The 26,276-nt window shown below is 49.6% G+C and carries 29 protein-coding genes; 14 read left to right on the forward strand and 15 right to left on the reverse strand.

The window, feature by feature from the left end; translation table 11 throughout:
* Positions 1-705 carry a class I SAM-dependent methyltransferase gene (locus OLMES_RS25635; protein WP_087463874.1) on the forward strand — a complete coding sequence of 235 codons (705 nt, stop codon included), beginning with the start codon at positions 1-3 and terminating at the stop codon, positions 703-705.
* Positions 706-728: 23 nt separating this feature from the next.
* Here the strand turns inward: OLMES_RS25635 and OLMES_RS25640 are convergent, their stop codons facing one another.
* Complete coding sequence (locus OLMES_RS25640; RefSeq protein WP_087463875.1) at positions 729-1,253, reverse strand: hypothetical protein; 525 nt, start codon at positions 1,251-1,253, stop codon at positions 729-731.
* Between the two features lie 101 nt (positions 1,254-1,354).
* Between OLMES_RS25640 and OLMES_RS25645 the strand changes: the two genes are divergently transcribed.
* From OLMES_RS25645 to OLMES_RS25655, 3 genes are all read left to right on the forward strand, one after another.
* Positions 1,355-2,242, forward strand: a complete 888-nt coding sequence (locus OLMES_RS25645; RefSeq protein WP_087463876.1) for a LysR family transcriptional regulator — start codon at positions 1,355-1,357, stop codon at positions 2,240-2,242.
* Positions 2,223-2,804, forward strand: a complete 582-nt coding sequence (locus OLMES_RS25650; RefSeq protein WP_087463877.1) for an RNA 2'-phosphotransferase — start codon at positions 2,223-2,225, stop codon at positions 2,802-2,804. The genes OLMES_RS25645 and OLMES_RS25650 overlap by 20 nt, the downstream gene beginning before the upstream one ends.
* 114 nt (positions 2,805-2,918) lie before the next feature.
* Complete coding sequence (locus OLMES_RS25655) at positions 2,919-4,307, forward strand: class II fumarate hydratase (protein ID WP_087463878.1); 1,389 nt, start codon at positions 2,919-2,921, stop codon at positions 4,305-4,307.
* Here OLMES_RS25655 and OLMES_RS25660 read toward each other — a convergent pair.
* The 3 genes from OLMES_RS25660 to OLMES_RS25670 form a co-directional block, all read right to left on the reverse strand.
* The gene (locus OLMES_RS25660; protein ID WP_087463879.1) at positions 4,304-4,663 is read right to left on the reverse strand and encodes a hypothetical protein; all 360 of its coding nucleotides are present in this window, start codon (positions 4,661-4,663) and stop codon (positions 4,304-4,306) included. The two genes, OLMES_RS25655 and OLMES_RS25660, sit on opposite strands and share 4 nt — an antisense overlap.
* 135 nt (positions 4,664-4,798) lie before the next feature.
* Positions 4,799-5,404, reverse strand: coding sequence for a nitroreductase family protein (locus tag OLMES_RS25665; RefSeq protein ID WP_087463880.1), 606 nt, complete (start codon positions 5,402-5,404; stop codon positions 4,799-4,801).
* A 166-nt stretch (positions 5,405-5,570) separates the two neighbouring features.
* Positions 5,571-6,485, reverse strand: coding sequence for a LysR family transcriptional regulator (locus OLMES_RS25670; protein WP_087463881.1), 915 nt, complete (start codon positions 6,483-6,485; stop codon positions 5,571-5,573).
* A gap of 112 nt (positions 6,486-6,597) precedes the next feature.
* On the opposite strand from OLMES_RS25670, the gene OLMES_RS25675 reads away from it, so the two are divergent.
* Positions 6,598-7,539, forward strand: a complete 942-nt coding sequence (locus OLMES_RS25675; protein ID WP_087463882.1) for a DMT family transporter — start codon at positions 6,598-6,600, stop codon at positions 7,537-7,539.
* Between the two features lie 21 nt (positions 7,540-7,560).
* Here OLMES_RS25675 and OLMES_RS25680 read toward each other — a convergent pair whose 3' ends face one another.
* Positions 7,561-8,469, reverse strand: coding sequence for a LysR family transcriptional regulator (locus OLMES_RS25680; protein ID WP_087463883.1), 909 nt, complete (start codon positions 8,467-8,469; stop codon positions 7,561-7,563).
* 126 nt (positions 8,470-8,595) lie between these two features.
* Here OLMES_RS25680 and OLMES_RS25685 point away from each other — a divergent pair, with 126 nt between their 5' ends.
* Positions 8,596-9,198: a nitroreductase family protein gene (locus tag OLMES_RS25685; protein WP_087463884.1), complete on the forward strand. Its 603-nt coding sequence runs from the start codon at positions 8,596-8,598 to the stop codon at positions 9,196-9,198.
* 12 nt (positions 9,199-9,210) lie between these two features.
* On the opposite strand, the gene OLMES_RS25690 is transcribed toward OLMES_RS25685, so the two are convergent.
* Positions 9,211-9,900: a crotonase/enoyl-CoA hydratase family protein gene (locus OLMES_RS25690; protein ID WP_087463885.1), complete on the reverse strand. Its 690-nt coding sequence runs from the start codon at positions 9,898-9,900 to the stop codon at positions 9,211-9,213.
* A gap of 204 nt (positions 9,901-10,104) precedes the next feature.
* Here OLMES_RS25690 and OLMES_RS25695 point away from each other — a divergent pair, with 204 nt between their 5' ends.
* The gene (locus OLMES_RS25695; RefSeq protein WP_087463886.1) at positions 10,105-10,914 is read left to right on the forward strand and encodes a substrate-binding periplasmic protein; all 810 of its coding nucleotides are present in this window, start codon (positions 10,105-10,107) and stop codon (positions 10,912-10,914) included.
* 22 nt (positions 10,915-10,936) lie between these two features.
* Here the strand turns inward: OLMES_RS25695 and maiA are convergent, their stop codons facing one another.
* The 6 genes from maiA to OLMES_RS25725 form a co-directional block, all read right to left on the reverse strand.
* The gene (gene maiA, locus OLMES_RS25700) at positions 10,937-11,617 is read right to left on the reverse strand and encodes a maleylacetoacetate isomerase (protein ID WP_087464676.1); all 681 of its coding nucleotides are present in this window, start codon (positions 11,615-11,617) and stop codon (positions 10,937-10,939) included.
* A gap of 31 nt (positions 11,618-11,648) precedes the next feature.
* Entirely contained in the window at positions 11,649-12,707 is a 1,059-nt protein-coding gene (locus OLMES_RS25705; protein ID WP_087463887.1) for a fumarylacetoacetate hydrolase family protein, read from the reverse strand.
* Between the two features lie 17 nt (positions 12,708-12,724).
* A complete protein-coding gene (locus OLMES_RS25710; RefSeq protein ID WP_087463888.1) occupies positions 12,725-13,855 on the reverse strand; it encodes a homogentisate 1,2-dioxygenase in 1,131 nt (376 codons plus the stop codon).
* Positions 13,848-15,008, reverse strand: a complete 1,161-nt coding sequence (hppD, locus tag OLMES_RS25715; RefSeq protein ID WP_087463889.1) for a 4-hydroxyphenylpyruvate dioxygenase — start codon at positions 15,006-15,008, stop codon at positions 13,848-13,850. The genes OLMES_RS25710 and hppD overlap by 8 nt, the downstream gene beginning before the upstream one ends.
* A gap of 181 nt (positions 15,009-15,189) precedes the next feature.
* A complete protein-coding gene (gene phhA / locus OLMES_RS25720) occupies positions 15,190-15,990 on the reverse strand; it encodes a phenylalanine 4-monooxygenase (RefSeq protein WP_087463890.1) in 801 nt (266 codons plus the stop codon).
* Positions 15,991-16,215: 225 nt separating this feature from the next.
* Complete coding sequence (locus tag OLMES_RS25725) at positions 16,216-16,935, reverse strand: dienelactone hydrolase family protein (RefSeq protein ID WP_087464677.1); 720 nt, start codon at positions 16,933-16,935, stop codon at positions 16,216-16,218.
* A gap of 467 nt (positions 16,936-17,402) precedes the next feature.
* Between OLMES_RS25725 and OLMES_RS25730 the strand changes: the two genes are divergently transcribed.
* Positions 17,403-17,978 carry a hypothetical protein gene (locus OLMES_RS25730; RefSeq protein ID WP_198343128.1) on the forward strand — a complete coding sequence of 192 codons (576 nt, stop codon included), beginning with the start codon at positions 17,403-17,405 and terminating at the stop codon, positions 17,976-17,978.
* Here the strand turns inward: OLMES_RS25730 and OLMES_RS25735 are convergent.
* Both OLMES_RS25735 and OLMES_RS25740 read right to left on the reverse strand, forming a co-directional pair.
* Positions 17,891-18,577 (reverse strand): class I SAM-dependent methyltransferase, encoded by a 687-nt coding sequence (locus OLMES_RS25735; protein ID WP_087463891.1) that lies wholly within the window; start codon positions 18,575-18,577, stop codon positions 17,891-17,893. The genes OLMES_RS25730 and OLMES_RS25735 overlap by 88 nt on opposite strands.
* A 50-nt stretch (positions 18,578-18,627) precedes the next feature.
* Positions 18,628-18,939, reverse strand: a complete 312-nt coding sequence (locus OLMES_RS25740) for a putative signal transducing protein (protein WP_087463892.1) — start codon at positions 18,937-18,939, stop codon at positions 18,628-18,630.
* 179 nt (positions 18,940-19,118) lie between these two features.
* Between OLMES_RS25740 and OLMES_RS25745 the strand changes: the two genes are divergently transcribed.
* Both OLMES_RS25745 and OLMES_RS25750 read left to right on the forward strand, forming a co-directional pair.
* On the forward strand, positions 19,119-20,378 hold the full coding sequence (locus OLMES_RS25745) for an HD-GYP domain-containing protein (RefSeq protein ID WP_087463893.1): 1,260 nt from the start codon (positions 19,119-19,121) through the stop codon (positions 20,376-20,378).
* A gap of 34 nt (positions 20,379-20,412) precedes the next feature.
* On the forward strand, positions 20,413-21,780 hold the full coding sequence (locus OLMES_RS25750) for a vWA domain-containing protein (protein ID WP_087463894.1): 1,368 nt from the start codon (positions 20,413-20,415) through the stop codon (positions 21,778-21,780).
* Here OLMES_RS25750 and OLMES_RS25755 read toward each other — a convergent pair.
* On the reverse strand, positions 21,772-23,280 hold the full coding sequence (locus OLMES_RS25755) for a diguanylate cyclase (RefSeq protein WP_087463895.1): 1,509 nt from the start codon (positions 23,278-23,280) through the stop codon (positions 21,772-21,774). The genes OLMES_RS25750 and OLMES_RS25755 overlap by 9 nt on opposite strands.
* A 539-nt stretch (positions 23,281-23,819) precedes the next feature.
* Here OLMES_RS25755 and OLMES_RS25765 point away from each other — a divergent pair.
* The 4 genes from OLMES_RS25765 (at position 23,820) to vapB (ending at position 26,240) form a co-directional block, all read left to right on the forward strand.
* Positions 23,820-24,650, forward strand: coding sequence for a DUF4214 domain-containing protein (locus OLMES_RS25765; protein ID WP_087463897.1), 831 nt, complete (start codon positions 23,820-23,822; stop codon positions 24,648-24,650).
* Positions 24,651-24,707: 57 nt separating this feature from the next.
* Entirely contained in the window at positions 24,708-25,037 is a 330-nt protein-coding gene (locus OLMES_RS25770) for a YbjQ family protein (RefSeq protein WP_087463898.1), read from the forward strand.
* Between the two features lie 40 nt (positions 25,038-25,077).
* Positions 25,078-25,539, forward strand: coding sequence for a YbjQ family protein (locus OLMES_RS25775; protein ID WP_087463899.1), 462 nt, complete (start codon positions 25,078-25,080; stop codon positions 25,537-25,539).
* Positions 25,540-26,009: 470 nt separating this feature from the next.
* Entirely contained in the window at positions 26,010-26,240 is a 231-nt protein-coding gene (gene vapB / locus OLMES_RS25785) for a type II toxin-antitoxin system VapB family antitoxin (RefSeq protein WP_087463901.1), read from the forward strand.
* Positions 26,241-26,276 lie beyond the last annotated feature (36 nt).

Consider the following 26,276-nt stretch of genomic DNA (forward strand, 5'->3'; position numbering starts at 1 on the left):
ATGAACAAAGATGAAATCAAGGCACTCTTTGATCAACAGGCTGAAGGGTATGATCAGCAATGGTCACACATGGCACCGATCAATGATGGCTTGTACTTTTTTCTCGGATCGATTTTTGCCGACCTCCCACCGGAGTCAGATATCTTGTGTATCGGAGCCGGTACCGGAAAAGAATTGCTGTACCTTGGCGAACGATTCCCGAATTGGACATTTACGGTGATAGAACCGTCGGCAAAGATGTTAACAGTCTGCAAAAATTCACTGCAACAAGCAGGAATGAGCGATCGCTGCTATTTCCACGAAGGGTATCTGGAAACCCTGCCGCAACGGACACAACACGATGGCGCAACGAGCTTTCTTGTCTCACAATTTATCCTGAACCCTGACGACCGTTCGGCATTTTTCCGAGAAATCGCTGGACGACTAAAACCCGAAAGCGTAATGGTCAGTACCGATCTCGCCGCAGACACATCAGCACCGGAATATGAAAAACTGCTGTCACTCTGGCTGACCGTCATGGCCAACGCCAAAGTCTCTGAAGACATGATCAATCGTGTAAAAACCGCTTACAACACCGATGTCGCAGTGATCCCGGCAAAACAGATCGGCGAAATCATCAGCGCGGGCGGTTTTGAACATCCCGTACAATTTTATCAGGCCGGATTGATACATGGTTTTTACGCTGTGCGGGGTAGGGATTGTTAACATCCCGACCCCGCTAATTAATTCTACAAACGGCCACCCAGATCACCTGCTTTTTTAATTTGGTCAGTAACTGCGGGCCAATCTTTAGTGTGCACTAACCAATCAGGTATCGATCTGAGCTTGGGTTGCTCACCAAACAAATACAAATGCGGTACCAGCCCTCTCAGATGGGTAAGAACATCCATTCGGTCATCTATAAAATGAGTGATCTTCAGCTGTTTGCAGTGGTGGGCCTTATGGGCGCGTTCCCGACAATAGCGAACATGAGATTCCGGCACGCCAGTATGTTCATGGAATCGCCAATGCCGTAGCCAGGCTTTTGTTTTTTGCTGAACTCCCGGACCACACTTGGACACCAACCAGGCATTCCCCTCGAATAGCGCGACTAAACATGCAATTGACTCGAACGCCCTGGGGCTTGGAGTTGTCAGCATGGCTTTTTCCAACGTATTGCCCAAAAATGAGGTATCTGCTACGCCATCAACCACCGGCCCGATAATAACTCTACCAATATCAATGCCCAGTCTCGGGCTTATTTGCTTCTTCATTATATTTCTCCTCAATACGAATAAGCATTGAGAAAAAGTCTACTCATACTTACTATAATCAAGAACTACTAATAAAATATGATCTATAAATTGAAACTATAATGAATTCAGATTGGCTCGAATCCTTTTTAATTTTCAGTGATACGTTAAACTTCACCCGTGCCGCAGAGCGCCTACACATCTCTCAACCCGCTCTACATGTAAAAATCACAAAATTAAGTGAATTCATTGGCAAGCCGCTGTATCAGAAATCTGGTCGAAATTTACAACTGACAGCTGAAGGCCTTCAACTTCAAGCATTCGCAAGAGATCAAAGCGAACAAACGAATAACATGCTTAAAAAGTTACGATCTGGTACAAACAGCGAAGAGGTCTGTTTAAGTGCCGGAGAAGGGACTTTCTTGTACTTGCTGGGTAAATCAGTTCCGGTTTTCAAAAAACGGTCATCGGCCAAATTGAGAGCAAGAACGGGCAACCAAAGTAAAGTGATCAGTGACGTTCTATCGGGTACCGCACATATTGGTATAACACCCATGGAAACGTCCCATGAATCTTTAATTTCTTCGCCCTATACTCGCGTAGGTCAAATCGTGGTGATGCCCACAACCCACCCTTTGGCTTCAAAACGAAAGCTGAAAATAGAATATCTGCAAGGCCAGTCACTCATTGTGCCACCGGAAGATAAACCTCACCGGATTTTGATTAATCGATTGCTGATGAGCGCTCAAATCGATTGGCAAGTCGCAGTAGAAGTCAACGGATGGGAATTAATGCTACATTTCGCCAAACAAGGAATGGGGTTAGCGATCGTCAATGAATATTGCAAGGTTCCAAAAGGTCTTACAGCAAGAGCTCTTCCAGAATTCCCTTCAATTCAATTTCAACTAATCAAACGGCGTTTCGGAAGCACCAGACCGGCAATAGCAGAGCTGGAAGAGATACTTTTCTCACACAAGGAATCCTGGAAAAATGAGCACAGACAAAGATAAAAACAAAAGCAGTGAACAAGTTAAATTAAGCCGAACGGTTGCACACGCACTAAGACATGCTCCCGAAATCTATGGCTTGAAGCTGGATGAGTTCGGTTGGGTCGACTTAACTCAACTAATCCATGCCCTGAAAAACAAAGATCAACATTGGTCAAATATCAGTACAGAGGATTTGATTCAAATTGTTGATTCAAGGGAAAAGCAACGTTTCGAGCTCAACGGGACTCAAATTCGGGCAATTTATGGTCACTCGTTTACCGCGCCGATAAACTACCCCTCTGCTCACCCGCCCCCACTGCTCTATCACGGGACTACGGCAATTTTTGCCAAGGCTATTATGGAAACTGGCTTGCTACCAATGCAGCGTCAATACGTGCACTTGTCTGATGACCGAGAAACTGCAACAGCAGTTGCACTCCGCCGCACGAGCAACCCGGTTATTCTAAGGATTGACGCCGCAGCTGCGAACCGGGATGGGATCCGATTTTATAAAGGCAACGACCGAGTCTGGCTGACGTCTGAAGTAGACAGCCAATATATTGTTCTTGATGTGATCATTTGAGTAAAACAGGAAACCCAGTCAAACAACCTTGGTAATCCAACCCTCATTGCGTATTCTGTACACTGAGCCAACTCAGAAGCTCCGATTTGTTTGCAGATGAAACGGGAGACTCAGATGAGCCATATACGTATTGAAAAGGATAGCTTGGGTGAACTTGAGGTTCCTGACTCCGCGCTTTATGGCGCGCAGACCCAGCGGGCGATTAATAATTTCCCGGTAAGTGGCCAAGCTATGCCGGAGAGTTTTATCAAGGCGCTCTTGTTGGTGAAATCTGCTGCGGCGCGTGCAAATTCCAAACTGGGCGGTTTGACGCCGGAAATCGCAACCGCCATTACTGACGCCGTGGCGCAATTGCTCGATGATGGTTCATTGATGCAGCACTTCCCGGTTGATGTTTTCCAGACAGGCTCCGGCACCAGCACCAACATAAACGCCAATGAAGTACTGGCTCGCCTAGCCAGTATAATCAGTGGCGTGTCGGTACATCCAAATGACCATGTAAACTTTGGTCAAAGTAGCAATGATGTAATCCCCACAACCATCCATGTCAGTGCAGCACTGGAATTGTCTAATCGACTGATACCTGCCCTGACCCATCTCTCCAAAACGATACGGGAAAAGGCGAAGCAAACCCGTCGTTATGTTAAAACCGGTCGAACCCACTTGATGGATGCGATGCCGGTTACACTGGGACAAAGCCTCGAAGCATGGGCAACTCAAATAGAACACAACATTCAAAATCTGAACCAGACTCAGAATAGCCTGCAATCCCTTGCACAAGGCGGAACCGCTGTGGGCACTGGAGTAAATTCCCACCCCGGATTCGCAAAGCAGTTTAATCAGGAACTGAGCAACCTTACGGGGCTACACTTCATACCTGCGGACAATTTTTTCGCACTTATTGCATCCCAGGATGTCGCGGTCGCTTTATCCGGACAATTAAAAACGACAGCCGTTTCAATCATGAAAATTGCCAATGATTTACGTTGGATGAATTCCGGCCCACTGTCCGGGTTGGGTGAAATTGAACTTGAAGCGCTACAACCTGGCTCATCCATTATGCCCGGCAAAGTTAATCCGGTGATTCCTGAAGCCGCGGCCATGGCATGTGCTCAAGTGATGGGCAATGATACTACCGTAACAATAGCGGGCCAGTCGGGAAACTTCGAACTAAACGTGATGCTCCCTTTGATCGCCCATAACACACTGAGCAGCATCCAGCTCTTAACCAGCATTAGCTATTTACTCGCAGATAAAGCGATTTCGACTTTCAAAGTGAACGAAGCAACGTTACAGGAAGGACTCACCCGGAATCCGATTTTGGTAACGGCTCTTAATCCGCTCATCGGCTACCAAAAGGCAGCAGAGATCGCCAAACAAGCATATCGTGAGGGTCGACCCATCATTGAAGTCGCAGCCGAAAAAACCGACTTGTCGATGGACGTACTACAAAACCTGCTAGACCCTCTCAAACTCACTTCCGGTGATACCGAATCGCCTTAAATATTTGGATCATCGTCTACAATTTTTATTTCCACGGCAAGCGTGATCAGTGTCCCTGCCATCACGGCAAACGTCAGCGGTATGATGTATTGCAACATCTCGGCACTGACGCGAATAATCAACATGGTGTCCACCGCTGCATCCGGGGTTCGCGGTTTAATTTTCGAAACTTCAGACACCAGCAAGGTCAGTTCAGCCAACAGACACGCTGACAATAACGCCATGAAAATACCATGAAACAGCACTTTGCTCCGGCTCAAGGTGCCGTTGCGCCAGAGCCAGAATGCCTGAAAAACCATAAGCGAGAAGACGACCAGTGTCGCCAGTGACAACAGAAATACACTAGGAGGAGGCATGTTGCAGTCCCTATTCAACAATCTCGGAAGTATGAAGTAAATTCAATACCTTAATAGTAGAAGAGGAATGCAAACTTTGCCGACCGAAAAGAGACTCCCTATCGACCTTTCCCGCGATGAACTCCCCACACAAAGCTAATGGAAGCGATTTTCAAACACTACTTCTTCCAGTGCGAGTTGCCCGCCACGCGGGTTTGCAGGTGCAGCTGCTTTGCCAATCGCGACCATTAAACCGATTACATGATGCTCTGGGAGATTGATAATTTCAGCCATTGTTTCTACGTCAAAGCCGATCATCGGATTGGTATCATAGCCCATGGCTTTGGCAGCCAACATGAGTGTTTGTGCCGCCATTCCCGTACTTCGGATCGCCTCATCCCGTTGCAGTTGAGGCTTACCGTTATAGAAATTGTACATCATGGTCAGCAACATATCTTGTGCTTCTTTATTGGCATTGGCCCAGTAGCGCTCCGGTCTGTCGTTCCATGCTGCCATATCAGCACAAATGAGCACAACCTCAGAGGCATCCGCTACCGGACGTTGGCCCCAGGCTGCATCTTTAATTTTCAAACGGGTTTCCCGATCCGTCACCCGAATAAAACGCCAGTGCTGAATATTGTATGAAGTCGGTGTCAGCAATACAGCATCCATCAGTTTTCTGAATTCAGTATCGCTCATCACGGCCTCGGTTTGAAATTCCTTAACTGAACGGCGCAGTTGAATGGCATCAAATAGGTCCATAATTTCTCTCCAATTGGAAGTTCCGGGTTAGCATTTCTGCAGGTGATTCTCCGGGTTAGCATTTCTGCAGGTGATTCAAGTTGAGAGTCAGTGTAAGCCGTTTCTTAATTACTGATAATCCACTAATCTGGACAAATACTGTTGAATAATTGTCAACAATAAAAAATCAATCCATGTTTTTATCCCAGAATGGTATGGCCTCACCGAAATTCTCAGCCATGAAATTGATAAAAACACGGACTTTTGCCGGTAAAAACTGCCGCTGAGAATAGACTGCGTACATCGACTTACCGGGCATTTCATATTCATCAAACAGGGAGACCAGTCTCCCGGCTTTGATTTCGGGGTTGGCAACAAAGGATGGTAATCGACCAATTCCAACACCCTGAATCATAGCCTCCCGCAATGCTTCGCTATTATTGACCTGATAGTTACCCGAAATTTCGATGGCGCGAGTAACGTTGTTTTTACTGAAGTACCACTCCCTTACGTCCTGCGAATACGAGAAAGCGAGACAGTTATGTTGCTTGAGATCCTCAAGGCGGACAGGTATACCGTTTGCACTCAGGTACTCCGGTGAGGCACAGAGGATATTCCTTAAATAAGTCAACTTTTTTGCCACCAGGCTGGAATCCTTTAAATCCCCCAACCGGACAGCAAGATCAAAGCCATCACCGATCAAGTCAGTAAACTTATCATCCAGCACCAATTCAAGACTGATCTTCGGATATCTCCGAAGAAATTCAGGCACAATCGGCGCGATATACATCCGCCCGAACGACATCGGAATACTGATACGCAAGCGCCCTTGGGGATCACCTTGAAGCTGCGCGACCGCATCCTCAGCATCTTGAGCAGCCTGACTGGCGATTCGGGCATGGTGATAAAAGTATTCACCGGCTTCCGTAAGGCTCAATTTACGCGTCGTTCGGTGTAACAACTTCACACCGAGATGCTCCTCCAACTGCGTGATGCGCTTGCTCACTGCAGACTTTGAAATGCCTAATTTGATTGCTGCGGGCGAGAAGCCGCCCATTTCAATTACCGTCACAAATACCGGGTACGCGCCGAAACTATCCATATCAATTGTCTACTTTTACTCAACAGTATTTATCCATTATTACGGATTATTAGACAAACAGAAACAGAGTAAGCTACTTCACATTCATTCTGCAATCATAGAAGAGTCACTCATGGCAACGCTTACGAAAGATGCTATTGGCAGCACAAGAGATTCCACACAAAAATCCTCCCCTAACTTGATCATACACGGGCTGATGGTGCTGGTTATTGTACTTGTCGCCACATCCTTTCCAATCGGAGCGGCAATCACACACGGACTGCCGCCCGATGTTATGATGATGCTGCGATTCTTTACGGCAGCTGCGCTGTTTGCCCCCTTCGTGCTGCTTCAGCATGGCCTTCAACTACCATCAGGAAAGTCGCTGTTTGGCTACAGCATGTTGAGTATACCTCTGGTGACCTGTTTCTGGACCATGTTCGAAGCCTTAAGATACACCACCGCGGTAAACACTGGCGCCATATACACCCTGGTTCCTGCAATAACCGCTATTTTTGCCTTTTTCCTGAATAACGAGAGAGCCAGTCGGCGACGGTCGATCGGTCTGCTGCTCGGAACGACTGGCGCACTTTGGATCGTATTCCGGGGCAATTTGGCAGCCCTTATCGGACTGGATCTAAACTACGGTGACCTTATATTTATGGGCGGCATCACCTGTATGAGTTTTTACAGCTCCATGATCAAACACGTTTATCGAGGCGAACCCATGGTCGTGATGACGTTCTGGGTGATTTTAACCGGTGGAATTTGGCTGTTATGCTTGTCCGCAAACACGCTAAGCGAGATTGAGTGGTCGGCGGTAGATCCAAAAGTCTACGGCGGTATTCTGTACCTCTCGGTATTTACAACCTTGACAACATTCTTTCTCATACAATACGGAACGGTTAAAATCGGTCCGACCAAAGTTGCTGCATACGGATTTCTGAATCCAATATTCGTGTTATTGATGACCACGCTGCTTGGGACCCATCAATTTACCTGGGCCTACGTGCCCGGTGTTGTATTGGTAGTCTTGGCAATGGGGCTAATTCAGACAGAGGGATCGACTCAATAAAACGGCCACTGGTGTCTGGCGTCACAGACCGGTAGCATCGAATGGCAGAGCCTCGACCAGATAATCAATAAACGCCCGAAGTGCAGGCCGTTCATATTTATCCTGCAGGTAAACCGCATTGATACCGAACTGGGGGGACTCCGTCACACTGACCTTCCAGTCCGGGAAAATCTGCTGTAACCGACCATCCTGCAAACCATCGGCGACCATCCAGCTCAGCAACGCGGTGATGCCGAGTCCCTCACAGGCTGCCCGGTACAGCGGATCACCGCCTACGGCCATTAAATTTCCAGCAACCGGCACTTTCAACGTATGCCGCTCCTGAGCGAAGTACCAGTGAGTGGTCTGGCGTTGCCGGTCCAGTGTGAGACAATTATGGCCTTTAAGCTCCGCAGGATGTTGAGGTATACCTTGTCGCTTCAAGTAATCAGGTGATGCGACGACAATTGACTCGCCGCACACCAGCGGTCTTGCGCGCAAATTTGAATCCTGTAGAACGCCGGTCCGGATCGCAAGATCAACATTTTCCCGATGCAAGTCCACCATACGGTTGCTGATATCGAGAGCAATTTTCACTTTCGGGTAGCGGGTTAAAAAAGCGGGTACCAGCGGCGTGATATAACGGTGACCGAAACTTTCAAAAACCGAAATACGCAACAGTCCGCAGGGTTCCTGATGGCCTTGGCACAACTCTCCCTGAGCCTGTTGCCAGGCCGCCACCATGGCTTGCCCATGGGGAATCAGTTTCTGTCCGGCCTCGGTTACCGTCACGGTGTGAGTAGTACGGTGCAATAGCGTTGCACTGAATTCACGTTCAAGTTTATCAATCTGGCGACTGATACTGGACGGTGCCATCCCCAGAACTCGGCCTGCAGCAGAAAAACTGCCGGACTCCAGAACCTGCAACCAGACCACAATGGCTTCATACATGGCCTACCCCTTTCATTAGCTTTGCAGTTTATGCAAAACAAGTTTGCATAAATGACTACTTCCAACGCTTTTCGAAAAGAGTAAAGTAACTTCACTCAAACAGCAAATCGATTCAGGAGACTCTCAATGCGGACTTTGGAAGCCATTGCTCAACGTCGCTCAATTAAACATTTCCAGCCCAACCAGGCGATGCCGGAACAGGATGTACAGCAACTCCTGAATGCGGCGCAACAGGCCCCGACCTCGTTCAACATTCAACATGGCCGGATTATCCGGGTGACGGACCCGGCACTCCGGATCAAACTACAGGAAGCCGCCTGGGGGCAGGCTCAAGTTACAGAGGCAAGTGAACTCTGGGCGCTTTGTGCAGACGTTGATGCCTGGAAAAAAGCCCCGCAACGGTACTGGCAAACCGTTGATGCCGACAAGCAACAATTTATTGTCAATATGCTTACGGACTTCTACAGCGGGAAAGAACAACTGCAGCGCGACGAAGCCATTCGCTCCTGCGGCATCATCGGTCAAACTGTTATGCTGGCAGCCAAGGATCTGGGTTACGACAGCTGCCCTATGATCGGGTTTGATGCCGATGCGGTCGCAGATCTGATTCAGCTGCCTGAGGATCATGTCGTCGGGATGCTGATTGCCATCGGTACAGCATCGGAATCGGCATGGCCAAGAGGCGGTTTCATACCACAGGATGAAGTGGTCTTTGAAAACACCTTTTGACCCGCAAAAAGCTTAAAGCGAACCACCCACATCCAGCTCAATGGCACGATCAAGAGTCGCAAGAAACGCTTCCCGTGCCTTGAGCTTGGTGCCCTTGTGAGCACGCATGTCCAGTTGGCTCAGTTGCTGGGCTAAAGCCGTTGCGGTGGCCAGCACCTGATCTTCCGGAACAACCTTGTCGAGGAATCCTGCAGCAACTGCACCTTTGGGATCAAACATCTCCGCACAGATCACAGACCGATTGAAATAGGCATCCGGTAAACGGGCTCGGGCCAATTCAACACCGGCATGATGCATCACCATACCAATCGCCACTTCATTCAGGCCAATCTTGTATGGCCCTTCCGCGCCAATACGAACATCCGCAGACAACAGAATAAATGCGCCCTTCGCTACCGCATGGCCGGTACAGGCCACCACCACCGGTGTGGGGAACGAGAGTAAACGGCGTGATAGCGTTGACCCTTTTTTAACCAGAGCCATGGCCGCTTCCATGCTTTCTTTCATCACGGTCAAATCATATCCGCCGGATAATATGCCGGGTTGTCCAGTAATCACAACCACAGCCTGATCTTGTTCCGCCTGATCCAGAGCCGCATTGAAGTCATCGATCAGTTGATGGGAAAAAGCATTCACTTTGCCGTTGTGCAACGTAATGGTGGCTACTTTATTCTGCACTGTATAGGTCAGTAAGTCGCTCATGTTGAGTATGTCCTCTGAATCTGTTTTATATTCAAACGCCGTAGCATACCAGAATTGAGAGGCACTGTGACGGAATTAACAAATTCCATTTCGTCATCCCTATTCCTTGAAAAACAATCCTTCTCTCTCGATGAATCTGTACAAATAATGCTCTATTATTCTAGTAGATTCCGAGCAATTAAATTCTGCTAACCGGGGGCGAATATGAAAACCTATGCACTACACACTCTGTTGTTAAGCTGCAGTGTACTATTCGCCGATATTTCCCATGCGGAAAAACCCGTCACCCCCTGTGAAACCCTTCGCGTCACCGGCAACCCGGACTATCCTCCAGCCCTGTGGCGCTCGAAAAAAGACCCCAAAAAACTGATCGGTATCGCGGTGGAGGTGCTTTCAGAGGCTTTGGCACCGGAGCATATTGAAGTCAAATCCCTGCATGTTGGTGCGTGGTCCCGATCTCAGGAGCAAGCCCGATCCGGAGCCATTGATATGTTAACCGGGGCATTTATCACCGATGAGCGCCAAACTTACATGGATTATGTCAAACCACCGTTTATGGAAATGCCAAGTGTTATCTGGGTAAAACAGAATACGGCGTTCAAATTCGACGGGTGGTCCGATCTCAAAGGTAAACTGGGGGTGACACTGATCAACAACAGCTTCGGGCAAAAATTTGACCAGTTTGCAGCCGAACACCTGGAAATTACGGGCGTGCGAACCGCGGAACAAGTGTTTCGTCTGGTAGGGTTGGGGCGGATGGATTACGGGCTCTATGAGTTGTATCAAGGTAAAGCCATAGCCCAGGTCTCGGACGCGATGAAAGGCGTTCGCCATCTCGACCCGCCGGTCAGTTCGGAAGGTTTGTACTACGCGCTGTCCAAATCATCCGTTTGCAACACACCTAAACTTCGATTTTATCTGAACCGTAAAATTGCCGAACTTGTAGAAGCGGGCCTGCCAACCAAGCTGGAGGCGAAATATCTGGAACTCTGGAAACAGGAGAGCCTCAAATAACGGCAGCCTCAATCTATCGACCTTATTCGGGGGCATCTGGCTGGTTCTCCGGCAACGCACGGCTGAATGCCTCATGCTGCAAACAGGATTCATAGATTTGGTTTATCCGAGGGTAAGTCTCCATGCTACATTTAAACCGGTGAGCGTTGTATGCCTGGGGTACCAACATGATATCAGCCAGAGTCGGATCCGGCCCAAAACAATAGGATCCCAGGCCGATAAAAGGTTGCAGAGTTTCCTCCAATGCCCGAAAACCGGTCGCAATCCAGTGTTCATACCAGGCTTGCTGTTGTTCGGCACTTATTTGCAGCGGGCTCTGCAAATACTGTAATACACTTAAGTTATTCAAGGGGTGGATATCACACGCTATCGCCTGGGCAAAAGCATGCACCTTTGATTTCAACGACAGATCCGCAGGATAGATTGAGGGCTCCGGCGACTGCTCATTTAAATATTCAATGATGGTTAAAGACTGTGTCACAAGTACTGGTGGAGCGTCTCCGCGCCCCGGCTCCAGCACCTCCAGTACCGGCACGCGCTCCTGCGGATTAAGGCTATGAAAAGCAGCCTGATGCTGCTCGCCCCCATCACGGACAAGATGTACACTCTCCTGCACATAATCCAGCCCTTTCAGGTTGAGTGCGATTCGTACCCGAAAGGCTGCGCTGGAGCGCCAGTAATCGTATAACTTGTACTGCCTCATATCAGTCATCCCTATTTTACTATTCTGGTTATCAATCCTGTTCTCCCGGCGCTTGCAACACCCGCTGCACAATGGCCCCGAAAATTGAAACGCCATCCGGATCCAGCATTTCAATTCGGATCTGGTCCCCGAAACGCAGAAACGGCGTTATCGGTGCGCCGGTTTCGATGGTTTCAATCATGCGCACTTCGGCAAGACAGCTCGAGCCCACGGAGCGGTCCCGATTCGACACCGTACCGGAACCAATAATTGTGCCCGCAGCAAGGGGGCGAGTTCGGGCAGCATGAGCAATCAGCGTGGGAAAGTCAAAAACCATGTCCACGCCAGCATCGGGCTGTCCCAGGAGTGAGTCATTCACCCAGGAGCACAGGGGTAAATGCAATTTGTGTCCATCCCAGCATTCACCCAGTTCATCGGGTGTGACGGCCACGGGAGAGAAGGCACTGGAGGGCTTACTCTGAAAGAAACCAAATCCTTTGGCTAACTCACCCGGTATCAGACTGCGCAATGATACATCGTTAACCAGCAAGACCAGTCGAATCAACTTCCCCGCTGCAGACGCATCAATTCCCATTGGAACCTCATCCGTAATCACCGCGACCTCCGCTTCGAGATCAATTCCCCAGGATTCCGAAGCGGCCACAATGGGATCACAGGGCCCAAGAAACTTGTCACTACCACCTTGATACATCAGTGGATCGCTCCAGAATGACTCCGGCATCGTCGCGCCTCGCGCCTTGCGAACCAATTCGACATGATTGACATAGGCGCTGCCATCGGCCCATTGGTAGGCACGAGGCAGCGGTGAGGCACAGCGTTGCGGATCAAAATCAGCGACGGAGATGTCTGTATTCACTTTGGTATCGCGAGTATTAACTTTAGAATCGCACGTATTCCCGTTGGAACCATCAGCATTAACACGCAGAACGTTCTCCCGCGCTTGCAATAAGGGATAAAGATCCTGCCAGTGATCCAGCAAATACTGCAGGGTTGGCGCAATATCCGACGCAGTTACATAGCGGGATAAGTCTCGGGATACGAGCACCAGCTCGCCATCCCGGGTGTTATTTTTCAAGCTCGCAAGCTTCATCGTGGTCTTCTCCTCGGTTATTCTGCCTGAGACCAGGACTGAGCATACTCGACCCATTCGACCTGACACGCATCCGGCCCGACTTCCAGTGGATCACGGGTATCCACCATCACGGCAACCTCGTCGGTGTCTTTTCGGGCATGGGCCTGGCCTGCCGCAAACGCTTTGGGGTGAGGGCCGTGGGTAAACCCGCTGGGGTGGAATGTCACCATCCCCGGACCAATATTATCCCGACTGAAAAAATTTCCCTGATGATAGAAAATGACTTCGTCAAAATCATCGTTATTGTGAAAAAACGGTACTTTCAACGCTCCTGGATCTGACTCGATGGGTCGGGGCACAAACGTACACACCACAAATCGGGCAGCAACAAAGGTACTGTGGGCCGAGGGTGGCAGATGATAGCGATGGGAGGCAACAGGCCGAATATCCCGCCAGTTAATTCGAACCACCGACAGGTCTCCATGCCAGCCCAAGGCGTCCAGCGGGTTGAAGGGGTAGGTGATCCATGACAATGCATTTTGTTTTTTCACCTGCACCCGCCATTCACGTTCGTCCTGCTGAGCCAGAAATTCGGGATTGATTTCCGGAACATCCAGCATCATTGGATCAAAAATCGCATGGGGACCCAATACGCCCTTATCCGGTAATTGATAACTGTCCTGAGTCGCTTCGATCAGTAGCAGCGTCATGGTGCGTTCCGGCTCCAACCGCCATTGGGTACCCCGGGGGATCACCAAATAATCGCCTTCATGCACCGTTAAATGGCCATAATCGCAGAACAGCGCCCCCTGCCCCTGATGCACAAACAGCAGATCATCACCATCAGCATTGCGCACCAAATGCGGCATCGCCCCTTCACATTGCCAGATACGGTACTGGCAACAGGGGTTATGCAAAACCAGCGGTGCATCAAAGGGACTGCTCTTACACAACGACAGACGATTAAGATCAAATGCCCGTGGCCGAAGTGGCCCATCCCAGTTTGTCCAGGCGGTCGGGGGGTGACGGTGGTGAAAGTGCGTGGCAGGCCCGAAAAAGCCACTACGTCCCGCCTCCCGCTCATAGGGTGCCTCCTCCGGCAGGTCAGCATGAGCCTGACGGGAGACCTTACCTTCCTGGTGAGGAAAACGAATCCAGTTACGCATGGTTACCGCCTCCCGAGCTCGGATTTCGAGCCGCTAATTTCGGATCCAGCAATCCACGCCGGATTTGATCTTCCTCGATGGATTCGAACAGCGCCTGGAAATTCCCCTCACCGAAGCCTTCATTACCCTTTCGCTGGATAATTTCGAAAAAGATGGGGCCAATCACCGTGTTGGTAAAAATCTGCAGCAGTAATCCTTCTTTTTTCCGTGGATTACCATCTACCAATATGCGCAACGCCTGCAAAAGCGACACGTTTTCCCCATGACCAGGAACCCGTGCATCCACCTTTTCATAATAGGTATCGGGCGTATCCATAAAACTGATCCCGGATACCTGCATGGCTTCAACCGTTTGATAGATATCTTCAGTAGACAACGCGATATGCTGAATACCTTCACCATGGTATGACTGCAGATACTCTTCAATCTGGGAATGATCATCCGACGATTCGTTGATCGGGATGCGGATCTTGCCGCAGGGCGACGTCATCGCGCGACTGTGCAGCCCCGTCAATTTACCTTCGATATTGAAAAAACGAATTTCACGGAAGTTTGCAATTCGCTCATAAAACCGGGCCCACTCATCCAGCCCCCCTTGAAACACATTATGGGTGAGATGATCGAGGGTTTTCAGACCCAGACCCACGGGGAACCGATCAACGTGATCAAAGTACTCAAAATCATTGTCGTAGATTGTGTCTGCTCCGGAGGCAGAGCGCCCCGCATCCGGGCGGGATAAATCATCGTATTGGTCAACAAAATACAACACACTGTCACCGATACCGTAAATGGCAGGCAACTGTAATTCATCACCTCGGACATCAGACTTGTCAAAAGGCGCAGCGCCCCGGGACAGGGCGTATTCAAACGCCTTTTGTGCATCCTTCACCCGAAACGCCATGGCACTGGCGCAGGGGCCATGGAGCTTGCTGAATTGATGGAAGTAACTGGGCGACTCATCATTCAACAGGAAATTAATATCCCCCTGCCGGTAAAGCGTAATTTTTTTGCGCTTATGGCGGGCAATTGCGGTGAAACCCAATTTTTGAAACAAGGGCTTCAGGCTATCCACACCGGCCTGAGTCGGTGCGCCAAATTCAACAAATTCGAATCCATCTGTTCCCAGTGGATTATGGTGGCTGATATCGGTCATGGTAATGCTCTCTCAATTGAATACGCGGGCCGTCCACACGGATAAAATGCGATGGTGGGTGTGAACGCGTTCACCACTGGGCACGTATCTCTGCGGCGATAATGTGGACAAACTTGCGTACATCCCCAATAACCGCTTTAAACAACAACTGATTGAACATGGTCGGTCTCCTCTCCGCCTTCTAGCTGACGTGTTTCATCGCCGGGGCGGCAGGAAATGTCGGGGCGAAAAGACCTTTCTGTTTTGCCGTTCTGATGGCCTGCATAATATCGGACCGGGCAACATCAAAGAGCTGCTTCATATCCTCCAGGACGTAGTAGATGGGCTGCATGATATCAATTCGATAGGGGGTGCGAAGAACATCCATAATATTGAAATCGCGGTGTTCCGGTGTCGAGGTCAAACAGTACTCGGTTTCGCCAATCGATGATAAGATGCCTCCCCCGTAAATCTTGAGTCCGCGCGCGGTCTGCAGCAGCCCAAATTCCACCGTAAACCAGTACAATCGCGCCAGGAATACACGATCTTCTTTGTTCGCCCCATAGCCCAACCTGCCATAGGTTTGGGTAAACTCGGCAAAGAAAGGATTGGTCAACATGGCACAATGGCCATAGATTTCATGGAACAGATCAGGCTCCTGCAAGTAATCCATATCTTCGCGGGTGCGGATAAAGGTGGCACAAGGAAACTGTTTATGGGCCAGAAGATCAAAAAAGCGATCAAATGGGATCAGTGCAGGTACTTGAGCCACTTCCCAGCCCGTATGTGCCCTTAACACCGATGAAACATCTTCCAGTTGCGGAATCTGGTCTGGCGGTAGATCCAGCAGGGTTAAGCCGTGTAAATATTGCGAGCAGGCAACATCTTTAACTGCCTTGCTTTGTCTGGCCATTAAATCATGCCAGACCTGATGGTCGTCCGAAGAATAATGAATCACGCCAGTAGCATCAGGTTCTCTGGCCCTGTATTTTGACTCGCCCATAATCACCTCATTGCGTTTTGGAAGGGTGTATTCCTTACGCGATCAACCCGCTTGTGGCAGGATGAATGTACACCGGGAAGGGGACCTTTATTTGATTAAAAACCATTCAAGGCGGACTTGTCCAGAGGAAAACGGTTACGCTTTATGACGGGCAGGATGAAACGGGGCTAATTCGAAAGCCCCGCCGGATAGAAAAGGAAGACGTACTGCCTGTAATGGTGGATCTTACAAGACCTCTTTTAAAAACTGACTGAAACGCGCCCAGGACTTTTTATCAGCGCTTTCACGATAACGCTCCGACCCAAATACGGTAAACGCATGGGGAGCACCGCCGTAAGAGATCATCTCATGATCGACATCTGCAGCTTCCAGTTCATTTGTTAATTGCGCGAACTGATCCATCGTAATTGCCGTATCCGCGGAGCCGTGCAATACCAGTACCCGGCCTTTGGCGTTGGCATAACTTTGCCCTTCCGGAGTTTGTAGCCCGCCATGGAAGGTCGCGAAGCCTTTCAAGCCAAAGCTATCGGCAGCACTCTGGTTACGGGCCATTTCCAGTACCGCAGCACCACCGAAGCAATACCCTGCCGCCACGCCATTGCCAATATTGGCTCCCAGGCTTTTTGCTTTGGCCAGTGCGCCTGCCATCAGCGCTCTCATTTTGGCGCGATCCTTGTAGAGTTCACCGGTATGCTGGCGTTTGTCTTTCACTTCTGTGGGTCTTATACCGGCTCCGAACAAATCCGCAGCAAAAACACTGTACCCCATCTCTGCCAACATATGGGCCCGCTTCACTTCATAATCCGTCAAGCCATCCCAGTCGTGAATCAGCAATACGAAGGGTGCGTTATCCCCTGCTGAAACATAATAACCATCATAATCTGCCCCATTTACAACATAGCTTACGGCAGCCCCATCGGCGTGCAGCTGGCTGCTGCTTATCATAAATACTCCTGCAATTAAAACTGACCAAATTTGGCGAAAAGTAATCATAGCGATATCCCGGTTAGTTTCGTATCAGTTATCTGAGTTTCGTCATTCAGGATAGTTCATTTTTTATAACCAACAGGTTGCCGTTCTGAAACACGGGTTCCTGCAAGCCCTGTTGGCTACCTGAGAAATCACGCGAAGAGCCGGTAGCACACCTTGAAATTGGCAAACCCGGGAATTGAGAAAGCCAAAACAACGGCCCGACAACCCACGCTCACCGAGTAATAATGTTGCAATCCTGCAACAAAAATCCGGTGACACCTGCAAAACACCGGTTGGCCTGATCATTTTTTAACTTAAAACCAGCATCAAATATGTTTTACTTCATTGTTTTTGCTCAATTTATTTCGAGTTGAATCACAAATTGCAACTCCGGTTCTCAAACTGTTCAGGTCATCCGTCAAACAAGGAGTAACTTTTACATGGCCCGTTTTCACCACAATTTAATTGCTGTCATGTTTTCATACATTTTTATTGCACTCGCCTTCATTCTGGTTGCTCAGGCGGTATTGCAATTCAGTCAGGACTGGTTTTCCAGTCAGGACAGCATTACCACCATTATCAAAACCATCAATACCATGGTGATTGCTTTGGCCATGTATGAACTGGGTATGGGCATCGGAGAGGAATACACGCAAAACCGGGTTCGGTTCAATATCTTTGCCTTGATACAACGAACCATCACCCGCTTCGTCAGCGTGGTCTGTATCGCGCTGGTGCTGGAAGGACTGATCATGGTAATCAAATACAGTCAATTGGAGATGGCGGGTAACCTGTGGTATCCCGTAGGTATTATTGCCGCCAGTGGCTTGTTACTGGTCTCCCTGGGCGCATTTCTGAAACTGAGTAGCGGTGTATGTATTGCCGCCAACACGGAAACAGCACACACGGAAGAACACACTCATCAGGTTCAGGCAGACAATTCAGCGCAGATAATCACCGACATAATTTGTCCGGACTCGTCTGTGGGTTCGATGAGCCGGGTCACCTCCAGGTGATGTCGCCGGAACAGATCAAACCAGGATGAGAGCGTTCGGAAATACCAGGGTGCCGGGTCTTTGAACTCAGGGCCAAAACCCTGCCAGGACCCGGTGCGCCAACCATCCTGATAACCCTGCCCCCCTGAAGCGACCACCGGATGCAGGGTCTGCACCAGAAAGACACCATCAGGAACCAATAATTCCGGAATCGCCTGAAAAACCGCCTCCACACTGTACTCCCCCAATAACGAGAAGTTGCACACCGCCAGCTCGAAGCGTTCACGCTTTAAACGTGCGAGGCCGTTGTGCAAGTCCTGGTAATGACATACCGCAAAGTCACCCGCACCAGCACCGAATTGTTGAGCCTGGGCAATCAATTCTGGCACCGCATCAACACCTAAGGTTTCCACCCCGCGGTGACGCAATTCCCGGCATAACCAGCCTTCACCACAGCCAATATCCAGAACTGACCGGGGTTGAAACCGGGAAATGGCATCTAGAATCGCGGCATTGGTTACATTCACACGGCTGGGTATGGCCCCTTCCCGAATGACTTTCGTCCAGGGCGTGACGTTTTTTTCCCAGCAATCAATGATCTCACTCTCCAACGTTTGCACAGTCGCTCTCTCGTTTGTATTGAGGCCGTCATTGGCCCCAGATTTTGAGTTTAACCAAGATCCTGGCGCTCATGCTGACAATGCCAACAGATCTCAAAAGACGGGTCGTTGATTTCATTACACTGCGGGCAAATCCAGTCATGGGAGGGCCTACCCGCCGTTGGCGTCAGAATCTCCCGGGCACGGGCATCGTCACGATCATGGACAATCCAGACTTCCAGCCAGGTATCAATGGGTGCCAGATCCCCTGCCCCCGCGCCGAGATATTCATTCTTTAACACGGTTTCTATACCGGCTTCTGCAAGCTGATTCCGGATATGACTGACAATCAGGCGATTTTCATGGGTGTAGACGAGTTTCATGAATGTGGCTCAGTAAAACATTACAAGTTATTGCATTCGTTTGCTTGAAAGCTCAACTAGACTTAGGCTTTTATGACGCTTTACCTTAACAGACGGTTTCGTTCTAAAAACTGAGATCTTAAAAACAATAGTACAAAAAATAATTACAGAGAGACAATTCTCCAGGTGGTCGTTTATCTATGGCGAAAGTACTCGTTGAAATTCCGGTAACAAATTTAGAAATCGGCATGTATGTCGCAAAACTCGATTGCCCATGGGAGGAATCCCCCTTTGTTTATCAGGGTTTTTTCCTCTATGACCAATCCGATATTCAAGAGCTGCAAAGCCTTTGTAAAACGGTATTTGTGCAGGCCGAAAAAGAAATCATCGAGACCGAGAAAACCATCACGCTACCAAAAGGCCGCGTCCGCAAACAGATCGTCAAAACAGAGAAATTACGCTACATCAGCAAAATCCCGGCCCACCGGGAATTGGAAAAAGCCACAATGGCCTACCAGGAGGCCAAGCAACTGGTTGGCAATATTCTGCTGTCCGTACGGCTGGGCAAGTCGTTCAATATGAACGAAGTCAAAGAAGCAGTAAGTGATATCGTCAGCAGTATTCTGCGAAATCCGGAAGCATTACGCTGGCTGACACTGATCAAAAACAAAGACGACTACACGGCAGAACATTGTCTGCGTGTTTGCGTGCTGGCGGTTTCATTGGGTCGGGAAATGGGCTTGACCGAACAGGAACTCATTGATCTCGGTATCTGTGGTTTTGTCCACGACATTGGCAAAGCCAAAATCCCGGATGAGGTACTGAATAAACCGGGCCGCTTTACCCGGGAAGAATTCGAGATCATGAAATCCCATGCGATTCACGGCAAGAATATTCTGGTCAGCCAGAAAGGTGTACCCGCCAAAGCTATCGATGTCGCCCATTCACACCATGAGCGACTGGATGGAACCGGCTATCCCCGCAAACTGGCCAGCCATCAAATTACCGAATTTTCCAAAATCGTTTCCATTGTCGATGCCTTTGATGCCATTACTTCAGTGCGCGTCTACAAAGAAGCCCGCTCCTCTCTGGAGGCGTTACGGATCATCTACGATGAAAAAGGCAGCCATTTTGACGATGAACTGGCCGAACGATTTATCAAGCTGGTAGGCATTTACCCTACGGGCCATATTGCGGAATTAACCGATGGCCAGGTCGGCATCATCGTGAGATCCAATAATGAAAACCGGCTGAAACCGAAAGTGCTGATCGTGCGGGACGCCAAGGGCCAAAAGTGCAAGGAAACCGTTATCGACCTGGCCGCAGCACCTCAAGACGAACGGGGTACCCCGTTACGAATAAAAGACTTACACCCCAACGGGGCATTTAACATTCAATTGGATGGCTACATCAAACGAGGGCTCAGGTTGTCTGAGGAGACCCCTGAACTGATTTCCTGAGCCTCGAACACAAGCCTGATCTGGAGCACAAAAAATGCAAACACTACAAGCGGGTGCCAATACCCCGCTCAATGCACTGGAAACCACGGTGAGCATCTTCTGGTCAACACCTGCCGTACCGGAAGGACAAATTGATATTTCTGCATTTCTGTTGGGGGCAGATGAAAAAGTCCGTAGCGATGCAGATTTTATCTTTTACAACCAGCCTGCATTACCCGGCGGACAGGTCAAATTACTGGAACAGCAAAAAACCCCAGACGGCAGTACCCAAAACTTTGCGTTACAACTGGGTAGTATTCCGGAAGACATCACTAAAATCGCTTTTACCATCGTTATCCATTCCGAGCAAAGTTTCAGTGTGGCTCAGGCCTTGAAGATCACCATGGGCGAGGAGGCCGAGTTTACCCCGACAACCCAGGGCATGCAGGAAAAAGCATTGATACTGGGACAGTTGTACCGGCATCAGGGGAACTGGAAGTTCAGGGCTCTGGGGCAAGGCTTCAACGGCGGCCTGGCACCGTTGGCAACACACTTTGGCGTGGATGTGGACGATGAACCCAACACACCGGCCTCCCCGCCCGCTCAATCCCCTGCTCAATCCCCTGCTCAATCACATGCCGCGTCAGCTTCCGCCGCAGCAGGTGCACCCGCTAGCACGGATAAAAGTCCCGCAATTGATCTGGAAAAACGCCTTGAAGCCAAAGCACCCCGTCTGATTAGCCTCGCCAAGCCGATTAAAATCAGTCTGGAAAAGAAGAACCTGACTCAGGTCAGGGCGAGAGTTGCCTTTGTTCTGGACGCATCCGGTTCCATGTCCTATCAATTCAGTTCCGGGAACGTGCAGGCGGTTCTGGATCGTATTGCGGCATTGGCAGTGCAGTTTGATGATGACCAGGCCCTTGAGCTCTGGGCATTTGCGGATAAGTGCAAGAAGTACGACGACGTCTCGCTGGATAATCTGGATGACTATGTAAAAAATTTGACCAAAAAGGAGAAAAAAGGCCTGTTCGGCGGTATCGGGTTCAGCATCATCAAGGGCCTCGGGGTCGGCAATAACGAGCCTCCGGTTATACGGGATATTATTGATACTTACAAAAACAGCGACTTACCCGCCTATGTTATTTTTATTACCGATGGAGGTATCTACAAAGATGGCGAAATCAAAACCCTGCTGAAAGAAGCCGCCAATTACCCGATCTTCTGGCAATACGTTGGACTCGGGGGACGGAATTACGGCATTCTGGAACAACTCGATGATCTACCGGGACGCGTGGTGGACAATGCTGACTTTTTCCCGATTGACGATTTTAAAAAGATTCAGGACAGTGAACTCTATGACCGGCTGTTGAATGAATTCCCCGGTTGGCTCAAGGCGGCAAAGGCCGCTGGCATTCTACGCTGAAACATCAACCGGCCCGGAAGCGGTCTGTACCCGATTACGCCCTTTGTCTTTCGCCTGATAAAGGGCCTGATCCGCTCTGCCGATCAGACTTTGTATGGTATCGTCCCCTTTAACCACAGTGACCCCCATGCTGCAGGTTTTCTGGCCAATCGACATAAAACGATGCGCTTCAATCTGCTGACGTATTTTCTCCGCAAGACAGGTCGCCCCAGACAGGGTTGTATCCGGACAGATTATAATAAATTCCTCGCCCCCCCAGCGGCCAATCAAATCAATACTCCGAGTCAGCGTGCTGAGTAATCCGGAAAACTCGATCAACACGTCATCACCGGCCTGATGGCCGTGCTCGTCATTTACTTTTTTGAAATCATCCAGATCCAGCATAATCACCGAAAAAGGTTTATGAAAACGCCGGAACCGTTGCAGTTCATGCTCGATGGATTCATTAATTTTTAACCGGTTTTGCAACCCGGTTAAGGGATCGATGGTGGCGAGTCTTTGCAGCTGAAAATTCTGCTCTTCCAACAAACGTTGCGCTTCATGTAACTGCGCCAATGCGTGACGGGTTTTCCGGTTCGCCCTGATCAGTCTGTGGTTCCAGAACATCGTGACAAAGACAATCAATCCCGCTGCAATCGACATTTGCACGAGCAGAGTGTAATCCGTTCCCTGTTCGAAACGAATGGAAACCCACTCGTTGTATAGGGTTTGCCGCTCCTCTGAGCTGATTGATGCTAGCGCCTGATCCAGAATACCGACCAAAACGGGCTCATCATTGCGAACCGCTATGGCAGGTGAGGAACTGAAGTCTAGTTGCCCTGAAACTTTAATATCCAGCGTCCCGCGTTCTTTAATTTTATAGCCGAGAGCCAGGGCCGAATCGATATAGCCGAAGACCATGTTTTCACGAACCAAATGAATCCCTTCATCAATATCCTGCACCTCCACCAGGGGCGTATCAGGATAGCGGTTTTTAAGGTACTCGGTCACCGCATAGCCTTTCACGGCGGCAAAGGACTGATCCGAAGCAGCATCAAAGTTTTCGATAAACCCCTGATCGATCTGGGTGGCGATCACAAAAGGGTAGGACAGGTAGGGTTGGGTAAAGTCAAAGTGAGCAAGCCGTTCCTGGGTTTTGCGGGCCATGGAGATAATGTCACATTTCCGGGCTCGGGCAAACGCCATGGTTTCCGCCCAGGAAGCACTCGGCACCAGTTGAATCGGAATGCCAATCCGCTCTGCGACCAGACGCATATAGTCTGCCGCAATACCCTCATGGACGCCTTGATCATTAATACGTTCATAGGGCATCCAGTCCGGATCAACGCACATCATGAGTTCACCCTTGGACGCAAGATAAGCCTGTTCCTCGCTTCCAAACTCCAGGCTCTGAGCCCGAACCGCTCCGCTCCAGAGGAGCCCCAACATTAGCGATATGATACCTGGCGCGAGAAACACGCTGACGATGACACGACTGGAGCTCAACCTGAACAAAAACATAAAAATACTTCAAAAGCCGGTGAAAACGGGTAGCGCGAATGAGGGGACACAGTATAAACGATCATTGTGACACATTACGACGCGCTCTTTGACTACTTTTTAACAACAGTTTGCAGCAGTTAGAAACGAGTCTGGAATGCCTTATCACAGTGCGCCAATACCGCTTATGCTCGCAAACCAAGCATTCCAAACAAACATCGGGGAATGCCAACCCCATTCGAGTTGCCTCATCGAGCCCGATTTTCCAATTGATAGCACCGATACCTGCTGAAAATTGAAGAAGACTGCAAAAATAATGACACTATTTGTATTTTTGGCAGATTCTATTTTTTTCCTGACACACTTTTCACCTGCAGTCAGCGTCACTCCCATTTAGATGCGTGATCCCGATGCCCCTTAGCCAAAGTGATAATTGCCCACCTGACCCAATCTGATATGCTCGCATAGAACCGGTATTCGCACTAAACTGATAACCAGTACGCACAGAGGCCTGCGCCCCGCGAGCGAATCGTCCCATCGACTGCATATTGGAAAAGATCATGGCAACACAAAGTTCAATCGACTTGAGTCAGCTGATGTACGTGGCCTACTACGGGCGTCCCGGTGATCCAGCCGGGATCAATTTCTGGGCCGAACAATTCGACGCGTCGGAAGATCTGACAGCGGCCTTGTCTGCCTTTGGCACCTCCCAGGAATTTACCGATAATTTTGGCACGTTAACGGCCACCGAACTCGTAAATGGTCTTTACGTGCAACTGTTCAATCGGGATTCCGAACCTGCCGGTCGGGACTTTTGGGTCGGTGAATACGAGTCCGGGCAATCCACCCTCGCCTCAATCGCGCTGAATATTGCCCAGGGTGCGCGAGGGACAGACGAGTCCACTATTACCAACAAAATCACGGTCGCAAATACCTTCACAACCCGGGTCGAACAGACCCAGTATGACTACTCGGCCGACGACATTGCGACCATTCGGGAAATACTGGCCGCAGTGGACGAATTTGAGGGCAGCGTGAGTGCCGCAATTGATGACTTTGGTGTATTTTTCCCGGATGCGGGTACAACCATCAATGTCAATGGGAGTGGTGCATTCGATGCTGCAGCGGATGATTATCTGTTTCTGCTGGCTGAAGGTGAATATAACTATACCATTTCCGGCTTCTCAAGCGGTGACCAATTGAACTTTGCCCATGACAGCATGCCAACCATCATCAACCCGTCACTCAGTGATGGTGAAATCGACCTGATCATCGGATCGGATGCCGGACTGGTGGAAATTAAACTCACCGGTGTCCCCGCCGAGGCAGACCAAATGATTTTCAGTTACGAAAGCTTTAATGCCGCCTTCGGCGACGGCTCGCTGATGTAACCCCGATAACCGATTTAAACCCGATCCGGTAAGGCACACCTCGTAAAGGATTTCTATGTGAACAAGCTATTGATCAGCAACATTGAAGTAATACCCGGCAAGAAAACCGTGCAACACCTCGGATTGGTACAAGGCAGCACCGTTCGGGCCAAACACGCTGGAAAAGATATCATGGCCGGATTGAAGAATATTTTTGGCGGTGAACTCAGTGCCTACACTGATTTGCTCTCCGAGTCACGCCAGGAAGCACTGGATCGCATGACAGAACAAGCCAGGGCCATCGGTGCCAATGCAGTCATCAACGTGCGCTTTTCGACTTCGTCCATCACCGCTGGCGCTTCGGAAATTCTGGCGTACGGCACTGCGGTTGTACTCGAAGACAAATAGATCGTGAGTCATGCCTGAAAACCGTGCTTGAGGATCAATAATGGAAGCCGTGTTGCAAATTTCCTTCTTTTTCTGTTTGCTCGCTGCAGGCTATTTTTTTGGCCGCCGAGCGGAGAAAAAGCACTACCAGAGCATCTTTGAACGGGAAGCCGCTTTGCGGTATCTGGTGATCTCATCTGATCGTATGCCGCCCCCGGAGTATCTCAAACACCATGGCGAGCTGGTCTGCGGAAATGTCGTGATCTCTCTGGATTATTTCAAGTTTGTGGCTGCGGGTTTGTACCAACTGGTGGGTGGCCGGATTCCCGTGTATGAGTCACTACTGGACCGGGCTCGACGAGAAGCCCTACTCCGCATGCAAGCCGAGGCCCAAAGCGCCGGAGCCGATGCGATCATTAACCTGAAGTTCGAAACCAGCCGGATTTCTGGCAATGCCGGTAACGGAATCGGCTCAATCGAAGTACTGGCCTATGGTACTGCGCTGATTCCAAAAACGCCGTAAACGATGCCCTTCGCCAAACACAACGACAACCCCGCCTGGCAGGAATTCTTCCAGACCCACCCGGCAGTTACAAAACGGATTGAAAATATCAAAACACATCAAACCGAAAACCCGCAGCCATGGCCTGAAGCTGTGCCACTGGATGTCCGGATTGAGCGCTTAAGGCCTACAATAATGATAAATTTAAGCGGCGTATAATAGATTGAATCTTAAACATCATATCCATGCACAAACCTTCCCCGAAGGGGAATCCTAATATAGCCGGTGGTTTCAACCACCGGTTCATGTACAACCACACCCAGCCCTGAAGGGGCGGTATCAATGGATATCATCCCGTGCCGGTGGTTAAAACCACCGGCTATATGTCATTTCCCTTACAGGGAAAACAGATCACTTCAAAACAGTGTTTACCCACAGATTTATTGAGAGCATAATGGATATACCTTACGTATATCCATGTGGAGAGAAATATGACATCTACCACTGTATTTAAAAGCAATCAATCACAAGCTGTCAGGTTACCAAAAGATGTGGCTTTCCCTGAGTCCGTAAAAAGAGTTGAAATTGTTAAAATCGGCAACGCCCGTCTAGTTACCCCAGCAGAGCATCTTTGGGATGACTGGTTTGATGACGAAGGTGTTTCTGATGACTTCATGAATGATAGGGATCAACCAGAACACCAGGAAAGAGAGGCGTTTTAGATTGCTGCACATGCGAGAAGCTTAGGGTTGGTATTA

This window comes from Oleiphilus messinensis, assembly GCF_002162375.1.
Taxonomy (GTDB): domain Bacteria; phylum Pseudomonadota; class Gammaproteobacteria; order Pseudomonadales; family Oleiphilaceae; genus Oleiphilus; species Oleiphilus messinensis.